The sequence below is a fragment of the Streptomyces sp. NPDC058295 genome, from assembly GCF_042880655.1.
In the GTDB taxonomy this organism is placed as follows: Bacteria; Actinomycetota; Actinomycetes; order Streptomycetales; family Streptomycetaceae; genus Streptomyces; species Streptomyces coriariae.
The window spans coordinates 311,995-334,860 of sequence record NZ_JBHVYO010000002.1 but is presented as its reverse complement, the minus strand read 5'-3'; the positions used below and the strand labels follow the sequence as shown (position 1 = coordinate 334,860).

Here is a 22,866-nt window from a genome sequence, read left to right as displayed (position 1 = left end):
GCTGTCGAGACCACGGGCGGGGGCGTCGTCACGGCCGGGGCGTCGCCCCTTTCTTCGATGGCGCGGGCGCATCCGCCTTCGCCTCCGCCGTGCCGGCCACGATCGCGCGCGGTGTCCTGACCAGGACGAGGACGAGGGCCGCGGCGACCAGGCCCGCGCAGCCGGCCGTCACCAGCGCCGCGTCGAGCCCGGAGGCGAACGCGGACCGCAGGGTGTGCTCGGAGAACGTGCCCCGCAGCGCGCCGGCGCCACCGCCCGCCAACGCGTGGGACGCGTCGTGCGGGAGGGTGTCGGTCATCCGGGAGGTCACCACGGTGCCGAATACCGCGACCCCGAGCGCGTACCCGAGCTGCCGTACGGTGTTCACGGCTCCGCCCGCCATCCCGGCCCGCGCCGGTTCCACCGCGGCCAGCGCGGCGCCGGCCACGGTAGGCGCGACGAAACCGGTTCCTATGCCCACCAACACGAACCCGGGCACCAGCGCCGTCCAGTCCGAACCGGCGCCGAGCACCGCCTGGCAGAAACAGCCCGCGCCGATCAGCAGGAGTCCCCCACCGATGGTCAGCCGGGCAGAAACGCCGTGGAACCGCTTACCCACCACGACCGCCGTGACCATGGCAGCCACCGTCATCGGCAGCAGCGTGAGTCCACCGCGCACCGGACTCATCCCCAGGAGCGTCTGCATCCAGATGGACAGGTACGGCGTCACGCCGAACGCCACCCCGTTGAAGGCGAGCGCGCCCACCATCACCCCCACGAACGCGGGCCGACGCAGCAGCGCCAGGTCGAGCAGCGGATGCGCCGCCCGCCGCTCCGCCAGCACGAAGCACACCAGCGCGAGCGCGGCGAGCCCGAAGGAGATGAGCGTCGCCGACGCCGTCCAGCCGTCCTCGCCGGCCCGTACGACGGCGTACGCCGTTCCGCCCGCGAAGACCGCGAAGGTCGCCGTGCCCGCCCAGTCGACCCGCATCCCGCGCGGCCCCCTGGACTCCGGCACCGCCTTCAGAGTCAGCCACACCGCGACCACGCTCACCGGCAGGTTCACGTAGAAGATCCATCGCCAGCCGGGCCCCTCGGTCAGCAGCCCGCCCAGCACCGGCCCGACCGCCGCGGCCGCGCCGCTCACCGCGCCCCACACCCCGAGCGCGGCCGACCGCTGCCGGCCCTGGTAGACCGAGCCGAGCAGCGGCAACGTCGTCGCCAGCATCGCGGCCGCCCCCACCCCTTGGAGGGCCCGAGCGGCGACGAGGGTGTCCGGCCCGCTCGCCAGCCCGCACAGCAGCGACGCCGTCGCGAACACCACCACGCCCACCACGTGCACCCGGCGGCGCCCCAGGATGTCGGCGGTGGCCCCGGCTCCCAGCAGCAGCGCGGCCAGCGCCAGCGCGTACCCGTCGACGACCCACTGCAGATCGCTCAGCGACGCGTGCAGCGCCCGCGCCATGTCCGGCAGCGCCACGATCACGATCGTCACGTCCAGCAACAACATGAACGTGCCCAGGCACACCGCTGTCAGCGGCCCCCATGTGCGCATGTCCCACTCCTCGATATTTTCTCTGCGACGGATATGAAGCGCTCCGTACGATGGACGAGACGCGGCCGATCACCGCGGAATCAGGTGTCCTGCCGACGGAATCCGACGGGGGAGTGTGCGATGGAGATGGAATGCCACGTCCAGGGCAAGCTGGACGGACTGGATCTCCGATTGCTCTCGGCGCTGGAGGTGGACGGGCGGGCTTCCTTCAGCAGACTCGGCGGGGTCCTGGGCGTCTCCGACCAGACGGTCGCGCGCCGCTTCCGCCGGCTCAGCGCCGAGGCCGGCCTGAGGGTCGTCGCTGTCCGGGACGCGGAACGCCTCGGCCAGGACCAGTGGATGCTGCGGCTGCGCTGCGTACCCGACAGCGCCACGGTCATCGCCGACGCGCTCGCGAAACGCCCCGACACGTACTGGATCGGGCTGGGCTCCGGCGGCACCGAGATCGTCTGCATGACCCGGCCCCGCCACCCCGGCGACCACGACGACCTGCTCCTCGGCAAGCTCCCGCGCACCCCGAGCGTCGTGGAGATCCGCGCCCAGCAACTCCTCCACCGCTTCTACGGCGGGCCGACCGGCTGGTTGCGGAAGTTCGGTGCGCTGGACGAGGGCCAGATCGCCGCTCTCACGCCGCGCTATGACGCGAACGCGGCGGCGGGGTCGGTGGGGCTGACGGTTCCGGCGGGGCTGACCGGGCCGGCCCGGATCGAACCTGAGGACGAGCCTCTGCTCGCCGTCCTGGAACGCGACGGCCGGGCCACCTATCCCGAACTCCAGCGCGCCACCGGTCGCTCCGAGTCCGCCGTCAAACGCCGCCTGGCCGCCCTGCTCGCCTCGGGCGCCGTGTACATCGACGTCGAGTACCACTCCGAGTTGCTCGGCTACCCCCTCGCCGCCGTCCTCTGGATCACCACGGCGCCCTCCGCCATGCACGCGGTGGGCCAGGCGCTCGCCACCCACGACGAGATCGCCTTCGCCTCGGCCACAGCCGGACCGTCGCACATCGTGGTCACGGCGGTGGTCCGGGGCACGGCGGGGCTCTACGCCTACCTCAGCGGGCCGCTGGGGCGCCTGGAGGGCGTCCAACACGTGGAGGCGACGCCGTTCATGCGGCGGGTGAAGCAGCTGACGTATCAGCATGCTGGGCGGTAGGCGGTAGGCGGTAGGCGGTAGGCGGTAGGCGTTAGACGGGCGGCGGGCCTGCCGTAGGCGGTATGTGGGCATTCGGTATGCAATATGCGGCATGTTGCCCAGTCGGGCGCGCTGCATGCATACCGGATACTGCATTTCGCATGCGGCTTCATGCCGACCGTTCAGCCGGCGCCGCCTCCCGGCGGGTCAAGCCGTCGACCGGACCCTGCCGCCCGTCGGTGCAGTCGGTCGCCGCCCGCGAGGATCGCCGCCGCCAGCGCATCCGCAGCGCCCTGGGCCGAGGTGCGCCTGCGTCCGTGCACCAGCACGAAGTCGACCTGCCCCAGCTCCGGCAGCCCAGCCCGCTCCGGGATCCGCACCAGGCCCGGCGGGATCAGGCCCCGCGAGTGGGCCATCACGCCGAGACCGGCCCGGGCCGCCGCGATGAGGCCGTTGAGACTGCCGCTCGTGCATACGATCCGCCAGGCCCGCCCCTGCCGCTCCAGCGCCTCCAGGGCCAGGGCGCGGGTGATGCCAGGAGGCGGGAACACGATGAGCGGGACCGGGCGGTCCACGTCCAGACGCAGCCTCTCCGCGCCGATCCACACCAGCCCGTCGTGCCACACCAACTCCCCGCGAGGATCCTCGGGGCGTCTCTTGGCGAGCACCAGGTCCAGCTTTCCGGCGGCGAGTTGTTCGTGCAGGGTGCCCGACAGTTCCACCGTCAGTTCGAGGTCGACCTCGGGATGGTCGTGGCGGAAGCCCTCCAGGATCTCCGGCAGCCGGGTCAGGACGAAGTCCTCGGAGGCGCCGAAGCGCAGCCGGCCACGCAGCCGGGTACCGGTGAAGAACGCCGAGGCCTGCTCGTGGACGTCCTGGATCCGGCGCGCGAACCCGAGCATCGCCTCGCCGTCCTCCGTCAGCTCCACGGAGTGCGTGTCCCGGGTGAACAGGGCTCGCCCGGTCGCGTCCTCGAGGCGTCGTACGTGCTGGCTGACCGTGGACTGACGCAGCCCGAGCCGCCGCGCGGCCTGCGTGAAGCTCAGGGTCTGGGCGACGGCGAGGAAAGTACGCAGATGGGAGGGCTCGTACACGAGCGCCACAGTAGCCCGTCGGGGGTCTTGCTATCGCGATGCATGATGACAGTGAGAGCGGTATACCGGATTCCCGATCACGACGCGGAGGAGGACGATGGGGAGGGGCTCTTCGAGCCCGGACGCACGCCCATCGAACCGCACGTGGAGCATCGTGAAACGCCTGCACTGGCCGAGTTGGATGCCGGTCGACCCCTACATCCTGCTGTTGCTGGGCACCGTCGGGGTCGCGGCGCTGCTCCCGGCGCGTGGCGCCGCCGCCGATGTGGCCTCGGGTGCTTCCACGGCCGCGATCGCCTTCCTCTTCTTCCTCTACGGCGCCCGACTGTCCACCCGTGAGGCGCTGGACGGGCTGAAGCACTGGCGGCTCCACGTGACCGTGCTGGCCTGCACCTTCCTGATCTTCCCGCTGCTCGGCCTGGCCGCGCGCGGCCTCGTTCCGGTGTTCCTGACCCACCCGCTCTACCAGGGGCTGCTCTTCCTCACCCTCGTGCCGTCGACCATCCAGTCGTCGATCGCCTTCACCTCCATCGCCCGGGGCAACGTGCCCGCCGCGATCTGCGCGGGCTCCTTCTCCTCGCTGGTCGGCATCGTCGTCACCCCGCTGCTCGCGGCGGCCCTGCTCGGCAGCAGCGGCGGTGGCTTCTCCGCGGACTCGCTGGTCGAGATCGTGGTGCAGCTGCTCGTGCCGTTCGTCGCGGGGCAGCTGCTGCGCCGTTGGATCGGCGGGTTCGTCACGCGGCACAAGAAGGTGCTCGGACTCGTCGACCGAGGCTCGATCCTGCTGGTCGTCTACACGGCGTTCAGTGAGGGCATGGTCCAGGGCATCTGGCACCAGGTCAGCGCCGTACGGCTGGGTGGGCTGCTCATCGTCGAGGCCGTTCTCCTCGCCGTGATGCTCGTCCTGACCTGGTACGGCAGCAAGGCGCTGAGGTTCAACCGCGAAGATCGCATCGCCATCCAGTTCGCGGGCTCCAAGAAGTCCCTCGCCTCCGGGCTGCCGATGGCAAGCGTCCTGTTCGGCGCGCATGCGTCCCTGGCGGTGCTGCCGCTGATGCTCTTCCACCAGATGCAGCTGATGGTGTGCGCGGTCATCGCCAAACGCCGGGCGAGGGATCCGGTGGAAGCGTCCCAGGAATCTGTCGACGAGAGGGCACCGGCGGCTGCGACATGAGATTCTCGCCGGACGCCGGACGCCGGACGCCGGACGCCGGACGCCGGACGCCGGACGCCGGACGCCGGACGCCGGACGCCGGACGCCGGACGCCGGTAGGCAGTCGGCAGTCGGCAGCGGCCGGCGGGGCGCCTGTGGGGCGACAGTATGCAATGTGCGGTCGACCGCATCCGGGCTTTCGTCGACTCCAGCTCACGGCACCAGTACGACCTTGCCCGAATTGGCGCGTGACTCGATGGTCGCGTGTGCCTCGGCGGCGTCCTCCAGGGCGAACTTCTTGTGCACGACGGGCGTCAGCGCCCGCTCCTCGAACAGCTGCCACAGCTCTCGGCGCCACCGTTCGTACAACTCCGGATTCCCGCGCGCGATATGGGCCATCTGGAAGCCGATGAGGGACTTGGCGCCGACCAGCAGGTCGTATGCCTGGACCGTTCCGCCCCCGGAGCTGTACGCCACGAGTCGTCCGCCGGGCGCGAGGGACGCGATGGCGGGCGTGAGCAGCTCGCCGCCGACCGCGTCGAGCGCGTAGTCGACGCGGCCCCAGTCGTCCTGGTTGTAGGTGATGACGTCGTCGGCGCCCAGCGCCCTCACGAAGTCGGACTTCGCGGGGTCGGACACGGCGCCCACGACGCGGGTCGCGCCGCGCGTTCGTGCGAGCTGTACGGCGAGGTGGCCGACCCCGCTCGCCGCGGCGGTGACGAGGGCCGCCTCGCCCGGTTCGGGCCGGGCGGCGCTGAGGGCGCCCAGCGCGACCAGGCCGCTGCGTACCAGGGCGACCGCGTCGACCGCGCCGGCGTCGTCCGGGACGGGGGAGGCCATGACCTCCTGCAGGAGCGCGAAGTCGGCGTAGCCGTGGCCGAAGCACAGGCCGGTCACGCGATCACCCACCCGGAATCGGCTGACCCCGCCCCCGACGGCCACGACCTCTCCGGCGATCTCGCCCCCGAGCGGAATCGGGTCCGCGGCCTTCGCGACCTTGCGGACGACGGGGAGGGTGGCGCCGATCGCCTCGCAGCGCACGAGGAGTTCCTCGGGGCCCGGTTCGGGGACAGGCGCCTCCTCCAGGAACAGAGGGCCACCGGTGGAGCCGTATCGGACGCGGCGCATCACACCTCCAGGACTCATGGGGAGCCCCAACGGTATCCGGGAATTCGTTGGGGAGTCCAATGAATTACCGGTAGGATGTGACCATGTCCGAAGCGCCCCTCTCCGTCATCCGCTCGCTGCCCAGCTGGCTCCTGGGCCGGGCCGCCGCCCGGGGTCGCGCCCTGGTGGCCGAGGCCCTCGCTGTCGAGGGTCTCAAGATGTGGCACCACGTCGTGCTCTCCGCCGTTCGCGACCTCGCCCCCGTCGCCCAGGCCGACCTCGGCCGTAGTGTCGGACTCGACCCCAAGGACCTGGTCGGTATCCTCAACGACCTGCAGCTCGCGGGGCTCGCCGTGCGTGAACCGGATCCGAACGACCGCCGGAAGAACGCGGTGTCCCTCACCGAGGAGGGGCGACGGATGCTGCGGCGCTGCGAGAAGGCCGCCGGGGAGGCGAACGACGCGTTGCTCGCCCCGCTTTCCGCTGCCGAACGTGACCACTTCATGGGCATGTTGATCCGGATTTCCGGTACGGAGGGCTGACGGCGGATAACGTTCCGTCATGACCGCAGCTCTTCCACTCGTCCCCGCGCGCAGCGCCCTCGTCCTCGTCGACCTGATGGATCGCATCGTCGCGTTGCCCCTGGAGCCCCACAAGGGAACCGAAGTACTCTCTGTCGCCGAGGAGTTGGCGGCGGCGTTCCGCTCGGCCGGCGCGCTCGTCGTCCTCGTCCGCGTCGAACGTCCCGGCGTCACCGAGCAGCCACCCGGCAGCGGGTTGGTCCAAGGGTTGTACCAGGACGGCGACTTGGAGATCGTCAAGCGGACGATCGGTGCCTTCCATGGGACCGCACTGGACGATCGACTCCGCGAACACGGCGTGACGACCCTCGTGTTCGGCGGCATCGCCACCAACCTCGGCGTCGAGTCCACCGCCCGTGCCGCCGGTGACCTCGGTTACGACCTGGTCTTCGTCGAGGACGCGATGTCCGCTCTCACCGGGGCCGAACACGAGGCTTCGGTAAAGCTCGACTTCCCTCGACTGGGGACCGTGGCACGCTCGACCGACGTGCGGTTCACGAGCGGCTGAGGCGGGGCCCCGCGGCGCAGGGGGCGCTCCCCGCCGGCCGGGGCCCCGCCGCCGTGTCGCGGGGAACCGGGTCAGCCCTGGGCGGCCGCGGTCCGCAGGGTGATGCGGTTCTCACCCGCGTACACGTTCATGGAACTGCCCCGCAGGAAGCCCACCAGTGTCAGCCCGGTCTCCGCGGCCAGATCCACGGCCAGGGAGGAGGGCGCCGAGACCGCCGCGAGCATCGGGATGCCCGCCATCACGGCCTTCTGCGCCAGCTCGAAGGAGGCCCGGCCCGACACCAGCAGGATCGTCCGCGACAAGGGCAGGTCCCCGTTCTGGAGGGCGCGGCCGACCAGCTTGTCGACCGCGTTGTGCCGTCCCACGTCCTCGCGTACGTCCAGCAGCTCGCCGTCCTCGGAGAACAGGGCGGCCGCGTGCAGACCCCCGGTCCGGTCGAAGACCCGCTGGGCCGCGCGAAGCCGGTCGGGGAGGCTCGCGAGCAGTTCGGATTCGATCCGGAGCGGGGGAGTGTCGGCGATGGGCCAGCGGGCTGTCGTACGGACCGCGTCCAGGCTCGCTTTGCCGCACAGGCCGCAGGAGGAGGTGGTGTAGACGTTCCGCTCGAGAGTGATGTCGGGCATCGTCACGTCGGGGGCCGTCCGGACGTCCACCACGTTGTAGGTGTTGGATCCGTCGACCGTCGCACCCGCACAGTAGACAATATTCAGTAGATCGGATGCGGCGGCCAGTACGCCCTCGCTGACCAGGAAACCGGCCGCCAGCGCGAAGTCGTCACCGGGCGTGCGCATGGTGATGGCCAGCGGCTTGCCGTTGAGCCGGATCTCCAGCGGCTCCTCGGCGACCAGGGTGTCCGGCCGGGCGGAGACCGCGCCGTCCCTGATGCGGATCACCTTGCGTCGTTCGGTGACTCGTCCCATGTCGTGATCAGCCCCGGTTCTGTACGTGCTGGTAGCCGAAGCGGCCCTTGATGCAGAGATTCCCGTGGGTCACGGGGTTGTCGTGCGGTGAGGTGACCTTCACGATCTCATTGTCCTGCACATGGAGCGTGAGGTTGCAGCCCACCCCGCAGTAGGCGCAGACGGTCGTGGTCCGGGTCTGTGCCGACTCGTCCCAGTTTCCGGCCGCTCGCCGGTCGTACTCGGACTTGAACGACAGCGCTCCGGTCGGGCACACCTCGATGCAGTTTCCGCAGTACACGCACGCCGAGTCGGTCAGCGGGGCGTCGTGCTCGACGGCGATCCGGGCGTCGAAACCGCGTCCCGCAACAGAGATCGCGAAGGTGTTCTGCCACTGGTCACCGCAGGCGTCCACGCACTTGTAGCAGAGGATGCACTTGTCGTAATCGCGTACATAGAGATCGTTGTCGATCTTCGGTTCCTCGTTCAGCCGGGCCGCGTCGGGGCCGAAGCGATCCGGCTTCGCGTCGTACTCCTTGATCCATTCCGCAACCATCGGTGTCGTGGACAGGTCGACCGAGGATGCGAGCAGCTCGAGAACGATCTTGCGGCTGTGCCGGGCGCGCTCGGTGTCGGTACGGACGTCCATGCCGGACTCCGCCCTGCGGGAGCACGCCGGCACCAGGGTCCGGGACCCCTCGACCTCCACGACGCAGACCCGGCAGGCGTTCTTCGGGGTGAGTGTGTCGCCCTGGCACAGGGTCGGGACGTCCTTCCCGGCGGCCCGGCAGGCGTCGAGGAGCGTGGAGCCCTCGGGAACCCTGGCCTCCTGCCCGTCGATGGTGAACTCCACCAGCCGTCGCGGCACTCCCAGCGGTATCGCGGTCACGGAGCGGCTCCTCCTGTGCGGACGGTCGCGGTCATTCGTACGCCCCCAGACGGTCGATGGCGGATTCCACGGCGTTCCACGCGGTCTGGCCCAGGCCGCAGATCGAGGCGTCCCGCATGGCGCGGCCGACCTCGCGCAGGAGGGCGATGTCGGGGGCGGCGTCGGAGCCGGTCCGTTCCACGATCCGGTGCAACGCCTCCTCCTGCCGTACGGTTCCGACCCGGCAGGGCACGCACTGCCCGCACGACTCGTCCCGGAAGAACTCGGCGATGCGCAACAGCAGTCGGGGCAGCGGGACGGTGTCGTCGAAGGCCATCACGACCCCGGAACCGAGCGTCGTGCCCGCCTCCCGGGTGCCCTCGAAGGTCAGCGGGATGTCCAGTTCGTCGGGACGTACGAAACCGCCGGCCGCGCCGCCGAGGAGCACGGCGCGCAGGCTCTTGCGCACCCCGGCGAGGGTGAGGAGTTCGCCCAGCGTCGCCCCGAAGGGGAGTTCGTACACGCCGGGGTGCTCGACGCTGCCCGACACGCAGAACAGCTTGGGACCGGTGGACCTGGGCGTGCCGATCGCCGCATAGGCCGGAGCGCCCATGGTGAGGATCGGCAGGACGTTCACCAGCGTCTCCACGTTGTTCTCGACCGTCGGCTTGCCGAACAGGCCCTTCTCCACGGGGAACGGCGGTTTCGAGCGCGGCTCGCCCCGGTAGCCCTCGATGGAGTTGAACAGGGCTGTCTCCTCGCCGCAGATGTACGCGCCGGCGCCTCGCCGGATCTCGATGTCGAAGGCGAAGCCCTGGCCGAGGATGTCGTCGCCGAGCAGACCGCGAGCGCGTGCACGGTCGACCGCATATTGCATACGGTGCAGGGCGCGCGGATACTCGCCGCGCAGGTACAGGTACCCCTTGTGCGCGCCGACCGCATACGCCGCGACCGTCATCGCCTCCACCAGCGCGTACGGGTCGCCCTCCATGAGTACGCGGTCCTTGAAGGTGCCCGGCTCGGACTCGTCCGCGTTGCACACCAGGTAGTGCGGATGGTCGGGCTGGGATGCCGTGGCCTGCCACTTGCGGCCGGTGGGGAAGGCGGCGCCGCCGCGACCGAGCAGGCCGGAGTCGGTGACCTCGCGGATGACCCCGGAGGGGCCGAGCGCGAAGGCGTGGCGCAGGGCCGTGTAGCCGCCGTGAGCTCGGTAGTCGTCGAGCGACGACGGATCGACCACGCCGATTCGGCTGAGCAGGATCAGCGACGGTTGCCCTGCCTGGGGCACCGCGTCCGCCGCCGGCTCCTCCTCGGGAGCCGAGTCGGGGGCGCTCGCGGCGAGTACCGCCGCCTCGACGCTCGCTGGCGCCGAAACCGCCGTACGCACCGGATCGCCGGACTTCACGACGAGTGCGGCCGGGGCGCGCTCGCACAGGCCGAGACAGGGGCTGCGCTCGACGGACACCCCGCTGCCCCTGCCCAGGCGGGACTCGATCCCGGCACACAGCGCGGAGGCGCCCGCGGCGGCGCAGGCGAGGTCCGTGCACACGTGGAGCACGGTGGCCGACCGCGGTGTGACCGAGAACATCGCATAGAAGGTGGCGACGCCGTAGGCCTCCGCCGGAGGCACGGTCAGGCGGCGGCACAGATAGTCGAGGGCGCCCTCGCTGATCCAGCCGATTCGGTCGTTGATCGCGTGCAGCCCCGGCAGCAGCAGGTCGCGGCGGTCCCGGGCCTCACGTCCGCCCCGCGCCCACCGCAGGTCCGCGTCGCAACGGTCGGCGCCTTCCCACGAGGACTGCGGTGGGCCGAACACGGCGTCCACGGCGGCCCGTTCGTCGTCCGTCGGTTTGCTGTCACCGAAGTGCAGGTCCACGACATCACCTCACGTAGGTCGGGGCCGGGAGCTTCTCGATCCGGATCGCCGACGCCTTGAACTCCGCCGTCCCCGCGATCGGGCAGTTGGCCTCGATCGTCAGCTGGTTGGTGTCCACCTCGTCGGGAAAGTGCATGGTCATGAAGGCGAGGCCGGGCCGCAGGGCGGTGTCGATCCAGACCGGCGCGACCACGGATCCGCGCCGCGAGCTCACCCGGACCTCCTCGCCGACGACGATCCCGTAGTGCTCCGCGTCCTCCGGGCACAGCTCCACGTATTCGCCGCGGCGCAATGGGGACGCGTAACTCCCGCTCTGAACACCGGTGTTGTAGGAGTCGAGTCGCCGCCCGGTCGTCAGCCGGATCGGGTACTCCTCGTCCGTGAGGTCGACCGGCGGATCGTGCTGGACGATTCCGAACGGTGCCAGCCTGCCTCGCCGTTCGGGACTCCTCTCCCACAACCGCCCGTGCAGATGGGCGGGTTCGAACTCCTCGGTGCTCGGGCACGGCCACTGGATGCCCTGGTGCTTCTCCAGTCGGTCGTACGTCATCCCGTAGTGGTCCGGGGACACCGACCTGAGCTCGTTCCAGACGGCCTCCGCGTCCGCGTACTTCCACTCGTGACCGAGCCGTGTCGCCAGGTCGCAGAGGATGCCGATGTCCTCACGCGCCTCGCCGGGCGGCGTCACGGCGCGCCGTACCCGCTGAACTCTGCGCTCGCTGTTGGTCGTTGTGCCGTCGGTCTCTGCCCAGCCGGCCGTGGCGGGCAGCACCACGTCCGCCAGCTCGGCGGTCTTCGTGAGGAAGATGTCCTGCACGACGAGGAAGTCGAGGGACCGCATACGGCGTACGGCCTGCTCGCTGTCCGCCTCGGACTGGGCGGGGTTCTCGCCGATGCAGTAGACGGCCTTCAGCGAGCCCTCCTCCATCGCCTCGAACATCTCCGTGAGGGTGAGTCCGTAGTGCGGCTGGATGACGGTGTCCCAGGCGGACTCGAACCTCAGCCGGGCATCGGGGTCGAGGATGTCCTGGAACCCGGGGAGGCGGTTGGGGATCGCGCCCATGTCGCCACCGCCCTGGACGTTGTTCTGTCCACGCAGCGGCTGAAGCCCGGAGCCGTAGCGGCCAACGTGCCCGGTCAGCAGCGAGAGGTTGATGAGCGCGCGCACGTTGTCCGTGCCGTTGTGGTGCTCGGTGATGCCGAGAGTCCAGCACAGTTGGGCGCGCTCGGCGCGGGCGTAGGCATGCGCCAACTCCCCTATGGCGGGCGCCGGTACGCCTGTCATCTTTTCCGCGAGGGACAGTGTCCAGGGCTCCACGACTGCCCTGTAGGCCTCGAAGTCGCTGGTCGCGCGTTCGACGAACGCCTCGTTGGCGAGACCCGCGTGGATGATCTCGCGGCCGATCGCGTGGGCCATCGGGATGTCCGTGCCGACGTTGAGGCCGAGCCAACTGTCCGCCCACTCGGCGGTCGACGTCCGGCGCGGGTCGACCGCGTACATCCGGGCGCCGTTCCTGACCCCCTTCAGCACATGCTGGAAGAAGATCGGATGCGCGAAACGCGCGTTGGACCCCCACATCACGATGACGTCGGTGTGCTCGATCTCCTCGTACGACGACGTCCCGCCACCGGAGCCGAAGGCGGCCGACAGGCCGGCGACGCTCGGCGCGTGGCAGGTCCGGTTGCACGAGTCGACGTTGTTGGTGCCCATGACGACCCGGGCGAACTTCTGGGCCACGTAGTTCATCTCGTTGGTCGCGCGGGCGCAGGAGAACATGCCGAACGCTTCGCGGTTGCGCTCCAGGCCCCGTGCGGTGCGCTCCAGCGCCTCTTCCCAACTCGCCTCGCGAAAGGGTTCGTTGCGGGAGTCCCTGATGAGTGGTCGGGTGAGCCGGGTGTAGGTCTTCGGGGTCCGGTCGCGTTTCCTCATGCGTGCTCCCCAGCGATCATGCGGCGCTCCTCAGCGCGAGCAGGTCCGAGATGGCGTGCACGGTGCGCAGGGTGGGCACGTCCACGCCGGTGATCTCCGCCAACTCGACGACGGCCGCCAGGAGTACGTCGAGTTCGAGCGGCTTGCCGCGCTCCAGGTCCTGGAGCGTGGAGGTGCGGTGGTCGCCGACCTTCTCCGCCCCCGCGAGCCGACGCTCGATGGAGACGCCCACCTCACAGCCCAGGGCCTCGGCGACGGCGAGCGTCTCGCGCATCATCGTCTCGATGACCTGGCGGGTGCCGCCGTGCAGGCACATCTGCCGCATGGTGGCGCGGGCCAGCGCGCTGATCGGATTGAAGGAGATGTTGCCCAGCAGCTTGAGCCAGATGTCGTTGCGCAGGGCCGGTTCCACCGGGCACTTCAGCCCGCCGGCCTGCATGGCCTCGCTGAAGGCCAGACAACGGGTCGAGACGCCGCGGTCGGGCTCGCCGACGGAGAACCGAGTTCCTTCCAAGTGGCGTACGACGCCGGGCCCTTCGAGCTCGGTGGCCGCGTAGACCACACAGCCGACGGCCCGTTCGGGCGCGAGCACCGCACTGACCGCGCCGTCCGGGTCCACACTCTCGATGCGCAGTCCGTCATAAGGCCCGCCGTGGCGGTGGAAGTACCACCAGGGGATGCCGTTCTGAGCGGCGACCACCGCGGTGGAGTCGTGCAGCAGGGGTTCGATCAGGGGCCCGCACGCCGCGTACGAGTGGGCCTTGAGACCCAGGAAGACCAAGTCGACCGGGCCGATCTCACCCGGGTCGTCGGTGGCGTGGGCGCGGGCGGTGAAGTCGCCGCGCGGACTGAGCACCCGCACTCCGTCCCGCCTCATGGCCGCGAGATGCGGTCCACGGGCGACGAGATGCACGTCGGCGCCGGCGCGGTGGAGCGCCGCACCGACGTAGGCGCCGATCGCACCGGCGCCGAGGACTGCGACTTTCATTGCGAGGGAGCTCCGTTCGGTCGAGGGTACCGAGGAACTGTCGAATCCTGTCGACGAAATATTGTCTACAGTATGGAGGATGGGGCGGCAAGGGTTGGCGCAGCGCCTGAGGTGATTCGCGGCAAGTCTGGGAGCGCGCGGGAAAGGGTGAGGTGCCGGGAAACGGCCTCGGAAGCGGTTACGGAAACCGGTCGGTCTGACCGTTCGGCGCAGCCTGGATACCGTTCACCGCATACGGTCGACGCGCTGCCTTTTCAACGCCCGCGCCGGTTCCTACCGTTCAGGACTCATGAGTCCCCCTGTCGCACCGGCCGGCTGGAGCCGCTGGCTCGTCCCCCCGGCCGCTCTCTCGGTCCATCTCTCCATCGGCCAGGCCTACGCGTGGTCCGTGTTCAAGCCGCCGCTGGAGTCCTCGCTCGGCCTCAGCGGCACCCAGAGCGCGCTCCCGTTCCAGCTCGCCATCGTCATGCTCGGTCTGTCCGCCGCCTTCGGCGGCACGCTGGTCGAGCGCAACGGACCACGCTGGGCGATGACCGTCGCCCTGATCTGCTTCTCGTCCGGTTTCCTGATCTCCGCGCTCGGAGCGGCCACCGAGCAGTACTGGCTGATCGTCCTCGGCTACGGCTTCGTCGGTGGAATCGGTCTCGGTATCGGTTACATATCGCCCGTCTCCACCTTGATCAAGTGGTTCCCGGATCGGCCCGGTATGGCCACCGGCATCGCGATCATGGGCTTCGGCGGCGGCGCACTCATCGCCTCGCCCTGGTCGGCGCAGATGCTGGAGTCGTTCGGTTCCGACAGCTCCGGCATCGCCCTCGCGTTTCTCGTACATGGGCTTTCGTATGCGGTATTCATGACGCTGGGTGTCCTGCTGGTGCGGGTACCGCGCGCTGCGCAACCGGTCGCGGGCGGGCCCAGCGTCGTCGAGGGTGTCCAGGTCTCGGCCAGCACGGCGGTGCGCACTCCGCAGTTCTGGTGCCTGTGGGTCGTGCTCTGCATGAACGTGACCGCGGGTATCGGCATCCTGGAGAAGGCCGCCCCGATGATCACGGACTTCTTCGCCGACACCTCCACGCCGGTCTCGGTGTCCGCGGCCGCCGGTTTCGTGGCCCTGCTGTCCGCGGCGAACATGGCGGGCCGGATCGGCTGGTCGTCGACCTCCGACCTGATCGGACGCAAGAACATCTACCGGGTCTATCTGGGCGTCGGTGCCCTGATGTACGCCCTCATCGCGCTGATCGGCGACTCGTCGAAACCCCTGTTCGTGCTGTGCGCGCTGGTGATCCTCTCCTTCTACGGCGGCGGTTTCGCTACGATCCCCGCGTATCTGAAGGACCTGTTCGGGGCCTACCAGGTCGGCGCGATCCACGGGCGGCTGCTCACCGCCTGGTCCACCGCGGGCGTGCTCGGTCCGCTGATCGTGAACTGGATCGCCGACCGGCAGGAGGACGCCGGAAAGCACGGCTCCTCCCTCTACACCCTGTCCCTGTTCATCATGATCGGGCTGCTGGCCGTCGGCTTCGTCGCCAACGAACTCGTCCGGCCCGTCCACGCCCGCCACCACCACGTCCCCGCCCAGAGGGAGGCCGCCGATGTCGAACGACAGCAGCCCGAGTCCGCAGCCTGACAGGCGCCCACTGATCGCCTTCGCCTGGTTGTGGGTGGGGGCGCCGCTGGCCTACGGGCTCTATGAGCTGGTACAGAAGGCGACACAGCTGTTCACCAAGTAACCGGGTAGCGGTGTTTCTCGGGGGGCGGGTGTTCGGCAGGTATGCGTTCGGCGGTTGCTCGGGCGTCCGAGGGCTATGGGGAAGCCGACAACCCGGGAACCGGTTTCCTGTCGCTTCACGCGCCCTCGTACCCGTGAGTCACTGATCAGACTGGTGGATCCCGCTACCCAAGGCAACGAGGGGACCCCCCAATGAACGGCTCGCGCATCGCCGCCGTCGGCCACTACCAGCCCGCCAAGGTGCTCACCAACGAGGATCTGGCGGGCCTGGTCGACACCAGTGACGAGTGGATCAGGAGCCGGGTGGGCATCCGCACGCGCCACATCGCCGGACCCGACGAGCCCGTGGACGAGCTGGCCGCGCACGCCGCGGCCAAGGCGCTCGCGGCGGCCGGCCTCGCGCCGAGCGACATCGACCTGGTGCTGGTCGCGACCTCCACGGCCGTCGACCGCTCGCCGAACATGGCGGCCCGGGTCGCCGCCCGCCTCGGCATCCCGCGGCCGGCCGCGATGGACGTCAACGTCGTCTGCGCCGGTTTCACCCACGCGCTGGCCACCGCCGACCACACGGTCCGCGCGGGCGCCGCGACCCGTGCCCTGGTCATCGGCGCCGACAAGATGTCCGAGGTGACCGACTGGAGCGACCGCACGACCTGCGTGCTCGTGGGCGACGGAGCGGGCGCCGCCGTGATCGAGGCCTGTCCCGACGGCGTGGAGCCCGGCATCTCGCCGGTGCTGTGGGGCTCGCTGCCCGAGATGGGACACGCGGTGCGTATCGAGGGGCAGCCGGCACGGTTCGCGCAGGAGGGGCAGAGCGTCTACCGCTGGGCCACCACCCAGTTGCCGCCGCTGGCGCGACAGGCCTGCGAGCGGGCGGGCCTCACCCCCGCCGACCTCGCCGCCGTCGTCCTGCACCAGGCGAACCTGCGCATCATCGAACCCCTCGCGCAGAAGATCGGCGCCGTCAACGCGGTGGTCGCGCGTGACGTCACCGAATCGGGTAACACGTCCGCCGCCAGCATCCCGCTGGCCTTCTCCAAGCTCGTCGAGCAGGGCGCCGTCTCCACGGGGGACCCGGTACTGCTGTTCGGCTTCGGCGGCAACCTGTCGTACGCGGGACAGGTCGTGCGCTGCCCGTGAGCGGGGGCGGGACGCGGTCGCGGGTGGATTCCCGCGGGTGGAGCGCGGCGTAGTGTGACGCGATCGACTGTGCCCGGCTCTGGCTACTGTGCGCCGTAGACTGTAGACGAAAGACAATCGATACTCGGCTGTAGACAGTCGATCGGCTACGGACAGCCGAGTACGTCAATCGATATGTGGCTTTCCGGTTGCAGTTGCCCGGTGTTGCCCAGGAGGGGGACCGACCGATGTTGTCGACAGGACTGCCGCAGGGCGCGGTGCCCAAACTCGAACGCCCCGGCCCGCTGCGCGACCGCGTCTACGAGGCACTTCTCGAACTCATCACCACCCGCGCCCTCCAGCCCGGTCAGCATCTCGTCGAGAGCGAACTCGCCACGCACCTCGGCGTCTCACGGCAGCCGGTGCGCGAGGCGCTCCAGCGGCTGAACACCGAGGGCTGGGTGGACCTGAGGCCCGCCCAGGGCGCGTTCGTGCACGAGCCGACCGAGGACGAGGCGGATCAACTCCTCACCGTGCGCACGCTGTTGGAGGCGGAGGCCGCACGGCTCGCCGCGGCGCACGCGGACAAGGCCGGCATCGAGGCCCTGGACGAGATCCTGGCCCAGGGCATGCTGGCCGTGGCCGGTGACGACGTGGACACCGCAGTCGCCCTGAACGCCCGCTTCCACGCGAAGGTCATCGAGCTCGCGGGCAACGCGGTGCTCGCCGAACTGGCGGCCCAGGTGGACCGCCGGGTGCGCTGGTACTACACGCCGATCGCCCGGCAGCGCGGCCATCAGTCCTGGATCGAGCACCGTGATCTGATCGCGGCGATCGCCGCCCACGACGAGCAGTTGGCCACCCGGCTGATGCGTGAGCACACGGAGCACACCCGGCGTTCGTATCACGACCGTCCCAAGCCCTGAGCCTGCTCGGGACACGTGTCTCACCGGCCTTCGACCGGTTTCGGGTGCGCCGGCTTCGCTCTTTGTCCTGTGAGTGGAGAAAGTTGACGGCAATCCGTGCACAGCTTCTTCCCAGGTTCGGCAGGCGCTGCTACGTTCCCTTCGAAAGCCCGACACTGGTGGCCGAACTGAGGCGGGGAGGGGCTCGTGAGACGTATGACGGCACGGCCCGCGAACGCCCATCAGGCCCGTCTGCTCAAGCTGTTGCGGGACGGCGGCCCCAACTCCCGAGCCCAACTGGGTGATCAGGTCGACCTGTCGCGGTCCAAGCTGGCCGTGGAGGTGGACCGGCTGCTGGAGACGGGGCTGGTCGTGGCCGACGGACTCGCCGCCTCGCGCGGCGGCCGCCGCTCACACAACGTCCGGCTCCACCCCGGGCTGCGCTTCCTCGGCGTCGACATCGGCGCGACCTCGGTCGACGTCGCCGTCACCAACGCCGAACTGGAGACCCTCGGACATCTCAACCAGCCCCTCGACGTACGTGAGGGTCCGGTCGCGGTCTTCGAGCAAGTCCTGTCCATGGCCGCGAAGTTGAGGGCGACGGGACTCGCCGAGGGCTTCGACGGCGCCGGCATCGGCGTACCCGGGCCGGTTCGTTTCCCCGAAGGCGTGCCGGTGGCGCCGCCGATCATGCCCGGCTGGGACGGCTTCCCCGTGCGGGAGGCGCTCAGTCAGGAACTCGGCTGCCCGGTCATGGTCGACAACGACGTGAACCTCATGGCGATGGGGGAGCAGCACGCGGGCGTCGCCCGCACCGTCGCCGACTTCCTCTGCGTCAAGATCGGCACCGGGATCGGCTGCGGCATCGTCGTCGGCGGCCATGTCTACCGCGGTACGACCGGCAGCGCGGGCGACATCGGGCACATCCAGGCCGTGCCCGACGGCCGGCCGTGCGCCTGTGGCAACCGGGGTTGCCTGGAGGCCTACTTCAGCGGTGCGGCCCTGGCCCGGGACGCACTGGAGGCGGCCCAGCAGGGTCTCTCGGCGGAACTCGCGGCACGGCTGGCGGCGAACGGCGGCCTCACCGCCGTCGATGTCGCCGCCGCGGCGGCCGCGGGAGACGTCACCTCCCTGGAGATGATCCGCGAGGGCGGCAACCGTGTCGGCCAGGTCATCGCCGGACTCGTCTCGTTCTTCAATCCCGGCCTGGTGGTGATCGGTGGCGGTGTGACCGGCCTCGGCCACACCCTGCTCGCCGCGATCCGCACCCAGGTGTACCGCCAGTCGCTGCCCCTGGCGACCGGCAACCTACCCATTGTTCTGGGGGAGTTGGGCCCCACCGCCGGTGTCATCGGCGCGGCCCGGCTGATCAGCGACCACCTCTTCTCACCCGCCTGAGCCGCTACCCGGCACGGTCTCACCAGCACAGCGTGTCGCTCCGCCCTGCCCTGACCCGTCCTGTCCAACCCTGCTCTGTCCTGCTCTGCCCTGAGAACAACGACTTTGTTGTGCCCTGACTCCGGCCCGCACGTCCGCCGAGGGGAACCCACATGGCAACAGAACCACCCCTGCTCAGCATGTCCGGCATCACCAAGTCCTTCCCCGGAGTACGGGCGTTGGACGGCGTCGACCTCGCCGTCCAAGCCGGTGAGGTGCACTGTCTGCTCGGCCAGAACGGTGCCGGCAAGTCCACCCTCATCAAGGTTCTGGCCGGCGCCCATCAGCCCGACGACGGCGTCATCCGCTGGCAGGGCGACCCCGTCACCCTGCGCTCCCCGATCGCCGCCATGCGTCTCGGCATCGCCACCATCTACCAGGAACTCGACCTGGTGGAGCACCTGTCGGTGGCCGAGAACGTCCACCTGGGACATGAGCCCACGGCCGCCGGATTCGTCGTACGGGGCAAGGTGGCGCGCGCCTCGACGAGCGCCCTGCTGAAGCGACTCGGGCATGCCGAGATCGATCCTGCCCGGTCGGTCGGGGAGTTGTCGGCGGCGCAACAGCAGATCGTCTCCATGGCGCGTGCGCTCTCCCACGACGTGCGGCTGATCGTGATGGACGAACCGTCCGCCGCGCTCGACCCCGACGAGGTCGACAACCTGTTCCGTATCGTCGGCGACCTGACCGCCGACGGAGTGGCCGTCGTCTACATCTCGCACCGGCTCGAGGAGATCCGCCGCATCGGCGACCGCGTGACCGTACTGAAGGACGGCCGCGCGGTGGCGGGCGGGCTCCCGGCGAAGACGACGCCGACCCGTGAGGTCGTCGCGTTGATGACGGGGCGCAACGTCGAGTACGTCTTTCCCGAGCGGCGGTCGGGTGACGGGGGCGCCGCCACGGACAGTGCCGGAGGAGCGGCCGGGATCGGTGCCGGGTCCCCCGCCGGGACACCCGTGCTGGAAGTACGAGGGCTCGCCCGGGACGGTGAGTTCGCGTCCCTCGACCTGACCGTGCGGCCCGGGGAGATTGTCGGGCTCGCCGGTCTGGTCGGCTCGGGGCGGTCGGAGATCCTGGAGACGATCTACGGGGCGCGGAAGCCGAGTGCCGGTCAAGTCCTTATCGACGGCTCGCCGTTGCGTCCAGGCAGTGTGCGGGCGGCGGTACGGGCCGGGCTCGGGCTGGCCCCCGAGGAACGCAAGGCGCAGGCCCTGCTGATGCTGGAGTCCGTCACCCGCAATGTCTCCGTCTCCTCCATGTCCCGCTTCTCGCGCGGGGGTTGGATCGACCGGCGAGCCGAGCGGGGGGCGGCGCGGGCCGCGACGCGTGAGCTGTCGCTGCGCCCCGACAATCCGTCCGTCCCCGTGCGCACCCTGTCCGGCGGCAACCAGCAGAAGGCGGTCCTGGCCCGCTGGCTGCTGCGCGGCTGCCGGGTCCTGCTCCTCGACGAGCCCACGCGCGGTGTCGACGTCGGTGCCCGCGCCGAACTGTATGCAGTCGTCCGTCGACTGGCTGACGAAGGCCTCGCCGTGCTGCTGGTCTCCAGTGAGGTGCCCGAGGTGCTCGGCCTCGCCGACCGCGTGCTGGTGCTCCGCGAAGGCCGCGTCGTCCACACGGCGCCCGCCTGGGAGCTGGACGAACACCGCGTACTCGATCTCGTCATGGAAGGAAGCCCGGCGTCATGACGCAGCCCGTCTCCCCACCGCGGGACAGCACCGACAAGGTGCCACAGATCCCGCTCCCCGCCTGGCGCACCGCAGTGGCCCGCGCGGACGTCCGCACCCTCTCCCTGCTCGGCGTGCTCGCCGCGCTCGTCATGATCGGCGGGATCACCAAACCGGACGAGTTCCTCGACACCCGCAACCTGCAACTGGTCCTCACCCAGGGGTCCGTGATCGGCGTCGTCACCGTCGGGATGACCTTCGTCATCACCTCCGGGGGCATCGATCTCTCGGTCGGTGCGATCGTCGCGCTGGCCTCGGTGTGGGCGACCACGGTCGCCACCCAGGAATACGGTTTCGCGGGCATTCTCTTCACGGCGGTGATCGTCGGACTGGGCTGCGGCCTGGTCAACGGTCTGCTCATCGCGTACGGCGGGATGGTGCCGTTCATCGCGACGCTCGCCATGCTGGCCTCCGCCCGCGGACTGGCCCTCCAGCTCACGGACGGCCGGACGCAGATCGTGACCGTGGACGGCGTCCTCGACCTGGGCGAGCGCGACGCCTATGTGCTCGGTGTCCCGCCGCTCGTGATCGTCTTCGCGATCGTGACGGTCAGCGGCTGGTTGGTGCTGAATCGCACCACGTTCGGTCGCCGCACGGTGGCCGTCGGCGGTAACGCGGAGGCCGCGCGGCTCGCCGGCATCGACGTACGCCGCCAGCGGCTGTACCTCTACCTGCTGTCCGGCCTCTGCTGCGGCATCGCCGCCTTCCTGCTGATCATCCTGTCCGGCTCGGGTCAGAACACCAACGGCAACCTCTACGAGCTCGATGCCATCGCGGCCGCGATCATCGGCGGCACCCTGCTCACCGGGGGGCGTGGCACCATCACCGGCTCCGTGCTCGGTGTACTGATCTTCACCACGATCACCAACATCTTCGCCCTGAACAACCTGCAGAGCGACGTCCAGCAGATCGCCAAGGGCGCGATCATCGTCGCCGCCGTGCTGGTCCAGCGCCGTACCGCGAGCACGACCTGAGGAAAGGGTTCACCGTCATGCCAGAACCGACACCGTTCACGAACCGCTTCACCAGCCGTAGAGGAATGCTCTTCGGGGCTGCCGCGGTCTCGGCCGGGACCCTCCTCGTGGGTTGCACCAGCAACGATTCCAAGGACGAGGAACCGGCCGCGAACGACCAGCCGGCCGCCGACGACAAGCCCGGCAAGCAGGTCACCATCGGCTTCGCCGGACCGCAGGCCGACCACGGCTGGCTCAACGCCATCAACGACAACGCGGAGAGTCGCGCGAAGAAGTACTCCGACGTGACGCTGGAGATCACCGAGGGCTCGAACGACACCGCCCAGCAGATCGGCCAGATCGAGACGCTCATCAACAAGAAGGTCGACGTCCTGGTCGTGCTGCCCGCCGACGGCAAGGCCCTCACCCAGGTCGGCCTGAAGGCGATGCGAGCGGGCATTCCCGTGGTCAACCTCGACCGGATCTTCAACACGCCTCAGGCGTACCGGTGTTGGGTCGGCGGCGACAACTACGGAATGGGTCTCAACGCCGGGCACTACATCGGGGAGAAGCTCAAGGGAAAGGCCGACGCCCGGGTGATCGAGCTGGCCGGACTGGACAACCTGGAGCTCACCAAACAGCGCACCCAGGGCTTCGACGACGCGCTGAAGAACTACCCCAACATCAAGAAGGTCGCCCGGCAGGCCGCCGAGTTCACGGTCGAGTCGGGTCAGGCCAAGATGGCCCAACTGCTGCAGGCGCAGTCCAAGTTCGACGCGTTGTGGAACCACGACGACGACCAGGGTGTGGGCGCGCTGCGCGCCATCGAGCAGGCCGGACGTGACGACTTCCTGATGGTCGGCGGAGCGGGCGCTCTTGCCGCCTTCCAGGCGATCAAGCAGGACAGCGGTGTCCTGAAGGCAACCGTTCTCTACCCGCCGACCATGGCTGCCTCCGCCATCGACCTCGCCCGCGCGCTCGGTCAGGGCAAGGGCGTCGGCGGTCTCGCCGAGTACGAGATCCCCGCCTCGATCACCCTCTACTCGGCAGTCGTCGACAAGACCAACGTCGACCAGTACATGTCCACCGGCTTCAAGTAGGGCGTGCTCTGTCCGGGGGACGGTCGCACGCCATCGGGCCGGCTGCGGTACACGGGCAGTCGGCTACGGGATACGGGATCCGGGCGACGAGAGAGCGACCGCAGGCTCCGTGCGCGGGGCGTTCCGCCGAGCGGCCCGAACCGCGGACGTGGTGCGGGAACCACCGACTTCCGTGGGGTACGCCCCGGCCCCGCACGGCGCCGACGCAGCCGTCGGCTCTCCCCGTAGGG

Annotated in this window: 19 protein-coding genes; 11 read left to right on the top strand and 8 right to left on the bottom strand. The window is 70.0% G+C overall.

Annotated elements, in window-relative coordinates; all coding sequences use genetic code 11:
- Positions 1–28: 28 nt before the first annotated feature.
- Entirely contained in the window at positions 29–1,534 is a 1,506-nt protein-coding gene (locus ACFVYS_RS03825) for an MFS transporter (protein WP_389498517.1), read from the bottom strand.
- A gap of 120 nt (positions 1,535–1,654) precedes the next feature.
- Between ACFVYS_RS03825 and ACFVYS_RS03820 the strand changes: the two genes are divergently transcribed.
- Complete coding sequence (locus ACFVYS_RS03820; RefSeq protein WP_389498515.1) at positions 1,655–2,686, top strand: Lrp/AsnC family transcriptional regulator; 1,032 nt, start codon at positions 1,655–1,657, stop codon at positions 2,684–2,686.
- A gap of 161 nt (positions 2,687–2,847) precedes the next feature.
- Here ACFVYS_RS03820 and ACFVYS_RS03815 read toward each other — a convergent pair whose 3' ends face one another.
- The gene (locus tag ACFVYS_RS03815) at positions 2,848–3,759 is read right to left on the bottom strand and encodes a LysR substrate-binding domain-containing protein (protein WP_389498513.1); all 912 of its coding nucleotides are present in this window, start codon (positions 3,757–3,759) and stop codon (positions 2,848–2,850) included.
- Positions 3,760–3,913: 154 nt separating this feature from the next.
- Here ACFVYS_RS03815 and ACFVYS_RS03810 point away from each other — a divergent pair, with 154 nt between their 5' ends.
- The gene (locus tag ACFVYS_RS03810; RefSeq protein WP_389498511.1) at positions 3,914–4,933 is read left to right on the top strand and encodes a bile acid:sodium symporter family protein; all 1,020 of its coding nucleotides are present in this window, start codon (positions 3,914–3,916) and stop codon (positions 4,931–4,933) included.
- Positions 4,934–5,125: 192 nt separating this feature from the next.
- Here ACFVYS_RS03810 and ACFVYS_RS03805 read toward each other — a convergent pair whose 3' ends face one another.
- Positions 5,126–6,040, bottom strand: a complete 915-nt coding sequence (locus ACFVYS_RS03805) for a zinc-binding alcohol dehydrogenase family protein (RefSeq protein WP_389498509.1) — start codon at positions 6,038–6,040, stop codon at positions 5,126–5,128.
- Positions 6,041–6,123: 83 nt separating this feature from the next.
- On the opposite strand from ACFVYS_RS03805, the gene ACFVYS_RS03800 reads away from it, so the two are divergent.
- Together ACFVYS_RS03800 and ACFVYS_RS03795 are read left to right on the top strand one after the other, a co-directional pair.
- Positions 6,124–6,561, top strand: a complete 438-nt coding sequence (locus tag ACFVYS_RS03800; protein WP_389498507.1) for a MarR family winged helix-turn-helix transcriptional regulator — start codon at positions 6,124–6,126, stop codon at positions 6,559–6,561.
- A gap of 19 nt (positions 6,562–6,580) precedes the next feature.
- The gene (locus tag ACFVYS_RS03795; RefSeq protein ID WP_389498505.1) at positions 6,581–7,108 is read left to right on the top strand and encodes an isochorismatase family protein; all 528 of its coding nucleotides are present in this window, start codon (positions 6,581–6,583) and stop codon (positions 7,106–7,108) included.
- A gap of 71 nt (positions 7,109–7,179) precedes the next feature.
- Here the strand turns inward: ACFVYS_RS03795 and fdhD are convergent, their stop codons facing one another.
- The 5 genes from fdhD to ACFVYS_RS03770 are packed head-to-tail and all read right to left on the bottom strand — an operon-like array spanning position 7,180 to position 13,669.
- Positions 7,180–8,028, bottom strand: a complete 849-nt coding sequence (gene fdhD / locus ACFVYS_RS03790) for a formate dehydrogenase accessory sulfurtransferase FdhD (RefSeq protein WP_389498503.1) — start codon at positions 8,026–8,028, stop codon at positions 7,180–7,182.
- A gap of 7 nt (positions 8,029–8,035) precedes the next feature.
- Complete coding sequence (locus ACFVYS_RS03785) at positions 8,036–8,896, bottom strand: 2Fe-2S iron-sulfur cluster-binding protein (protein ID WP_389498501.1); 861 nt, start codon at positions 8,894–8,896, stop codon at positions 8,036–8,038.
- Between the two features lie 31 nt (positions 8,897–8,927).
- Positions 8,928–10,751, bottom strand: coding sequence for an NAD(P)H-dependent oxidoreductase subunit E (locus ACFVYS_RS03780; protein ID WP_389498499.1), 1,824 nt, complete (start codon positions 10,749–10,751; stop codon positions 8,928–8,930).
- Between the two features lie 4 nt (positions 10,752–10,755).
- Positions 10,756–12,681, bottom strand: coding sequence for a molybdopterin oxidoreductase family protein (locus tag ACFVYS_RS03775; protein WP_389498498.1), 1,926 nt, complete (start codon positions 12,679–12,681; stop codon positions 10,756–10,758).
- A 16-nt stretch (positions 12,682–12,697) separates the two neighbouring features.
- A complete protein-coding gene (locus ACFVYS_RS03770) occupies positions 12,698–13,669 on the bottom strand; it encodes a 2-dehydropantoate 2-reductase (RefSeq protein WP_389498496.1) in 972 nt (323 codons plus the stop codon).
- 289 nt (positions 13,670–13,958) lie between these two features.
- Here ACFVYS_RS03770 and ACFVYS_RS03765 point away from each other — a divergent pair, with 289 nt between their 5' ends.
- The 7 genes from ACFVYS_RS03765 to ACFVYS_RS03735 all read left to right on the top strand — a co-directional run bounded on the left by ACFVYS_RS03765 (position 13,959) and on the right by ACFVYS_RS03735 (position 22,636).
- Positions 13,959–15,296, top strand: coding sequence for an OFA family MFS transporter (locus ACFVYS_RS03765; RefSeq protein ID WP_389498495.1), 1,338 nt, complete (start codon positions 13,959–13,961; stop codon positions 15,294–15,296).
- Between the two features lie 294 nt (positions 15,297–15,590).
- Positions 15,591–16,538, top strand: a complete 948-nt coding sequence (locus tag ACFVYS_RS03760; RefSeq protein ID WP_314220871.1) for a beta-ketoacyl-ACP synthase III — start codon at positions 15,591–15,593, stop codon at positions 16,536–16,538.
- A 227-nt stretch (positions 16,539–16,765) separates the two neighbouring features.
- Positions 16,766–17,443, top strand: coding sequence for a GntR family transcriptional regulator (locus tag ACFVYS_RS03755; RefSeq protein ID WP_389498492.1), 678 nt, complete (start codon positions 16,766–16,768; stop codon positions 17,441–17,443).
- Between the two features lie 195 nt (positions 17,444–17,638).
- On the top strand, positions 17,639–18,820 hold the full coding sequence (locus ACFVYS_RS03750; protein WP_389498630.1) for an ROK family protein: 1,182 nt from the start codon (positions 17,639–17,641) through the stop codon (positions 18,818–18,820).
- A 152-nt stretch (positions 18,821–18,972) separates the two neighbouring features.
- A complete protein-coding gene (locus tag ACFVYS_RS03745) occupies positions 18,973–20,544 on the top strand; it encodes a sugar ABC transporter ATP-binding protein (RefSeq protein ID WP_389498490.1) in 1,572 nt (523 codons plus the stop codon).
- Positions 20,541–21,557: an ABC transporter permease gene (locus ACFVYS_RS03740; RefSeq protein WP_389498488.1), complete on the top strand. Its 1,017-nt coding sequence runs from the start codon at positions 20,541–20,543 to the stop codon at positions 21,555–21,557. The genes ACFVYS_RS03745 and ACFVYS_RS03740 overlap by 4 nt, the downstream gene beginning before the upstream one ends.
- A gap of 17 nt (positions 21,558–21,574) precedes the next feature.
- Positions 21,575–22,636 (top strand): substrate-binding domain-containing protein, encoded by a 1,062-nt coding sequence (locus ACFVYS_RS03735; RefSeq protein WP_389498486.1) that lies wholly within the window; start codon positions 21,575–21,577, stop codon positions 22,634–22,636.
- Positions 22,637–22,866: the final 230 nt, after the last annotated feature.

Coding starts and splice junctions, on each gene's coding strand:
- ACFVYS_RS03750 (WP_389498630.1), top strand. CDS start 17,639: ATGACGGCACGGCCCGCGAACGCCCATCAGGCCCGTCTGCTCAAGCTG.
- ACFVYS_RS03825 (WP_389498517.1), bottom strand. CDS start 1,534: ATGCGCACATGGGGGCCGCTGACAGCGGTGTGCCTGGGCACGTTCATG.
- ACFVYS_RS03755 (WP_389498492.1), top strand. CDS start 16,766: ATGTTGTCGACAGGACTGCCGCAGGGCGCGGTGCCCAAACTCGAACGC.
- ACFVYS_RS03740 (WP_389498488.1), top strand. CDS start 20,541: ATGACGCAGCCCGTCTCCCCACCGCGGGACAGCACCGACAAGGTGCCA.
- ACFVYS_RS03770 (WP_389498496.1), bottom strand. CDS start 13,669: ATGAAAGTCGCAGTCCTCGGCGCCGGTGCGATCGGCGCCTACGTCGGT.
- ACFVYS_RS03820 (WP_389498515.1), top strand. CDS start 1,655: ATGGAGATGGAATGCCACGTCCAGGGCAAGCTGGACGGACTGGATCTC.
- ACFVYS_RS03795 (WP_389498505.1), top strand. CDS start 6,581: ATGACCGCAGCTCTTCCACTCGTCCCCGCGCGCAGCGCCCTCGTCCTC.
- ACFVYS_RS03745 (WP_389498490.1), top strand. CDS start 18,973: ATGGCAACAGAACCACCCCTGCTCAGCATGTCCGGCATCACCAAGTCC.
- ACFVYS_RS03805 (WP_389498509.1), bottom strand. CDS start 6,040: ATGCGCCGCGTCCGATACGGCTCCACCGGTGGCCCTCTGTTCCTGGAG.
- ACFVYS_RS03775 (WP_389498498.1), bottom strand. CDS start 12,681: ATGAGGAAACGCGACCGGACCCCGAAGACCTACACCCGGCTCACCCGA.
- fdhD (WP_389498503.1), bottom strand. CDS start 8,028: ATGGGACGAGTCACCGAACGACGCAAGGTGATCCGCATCAGGGACGGC.
- ACFVYS_RS03735 (WP_389498486.1), top strand. CDS start 21,575: ATGCCAGAACCGACACCGTTCACGAACCGCTTCACCAGCCGTAGAGGA.
- ACFVYS_RS03765 (WP_389498495.1), top strand. CDS start 13,959: ATGAGTCCCCCTGTCGCACCGGCCGGCTGGAGCCGCTGGCTCGTCCCC.
- ACFVYS_RS03760 (WP_314220871.1), top strand. CDS start 15,591: ATGAACGGCTCGCGCATCGCCGCCGTCGGCCACTACCAGCCCGCCAAG.
- ACFVYS_RS03800 (WP_389498507.1), top strand. CDS start 6,124: ATGTCCGAAGCGCCCCTCTCCGTCATCCGCTCGCTGCCCAGCTGGCTC.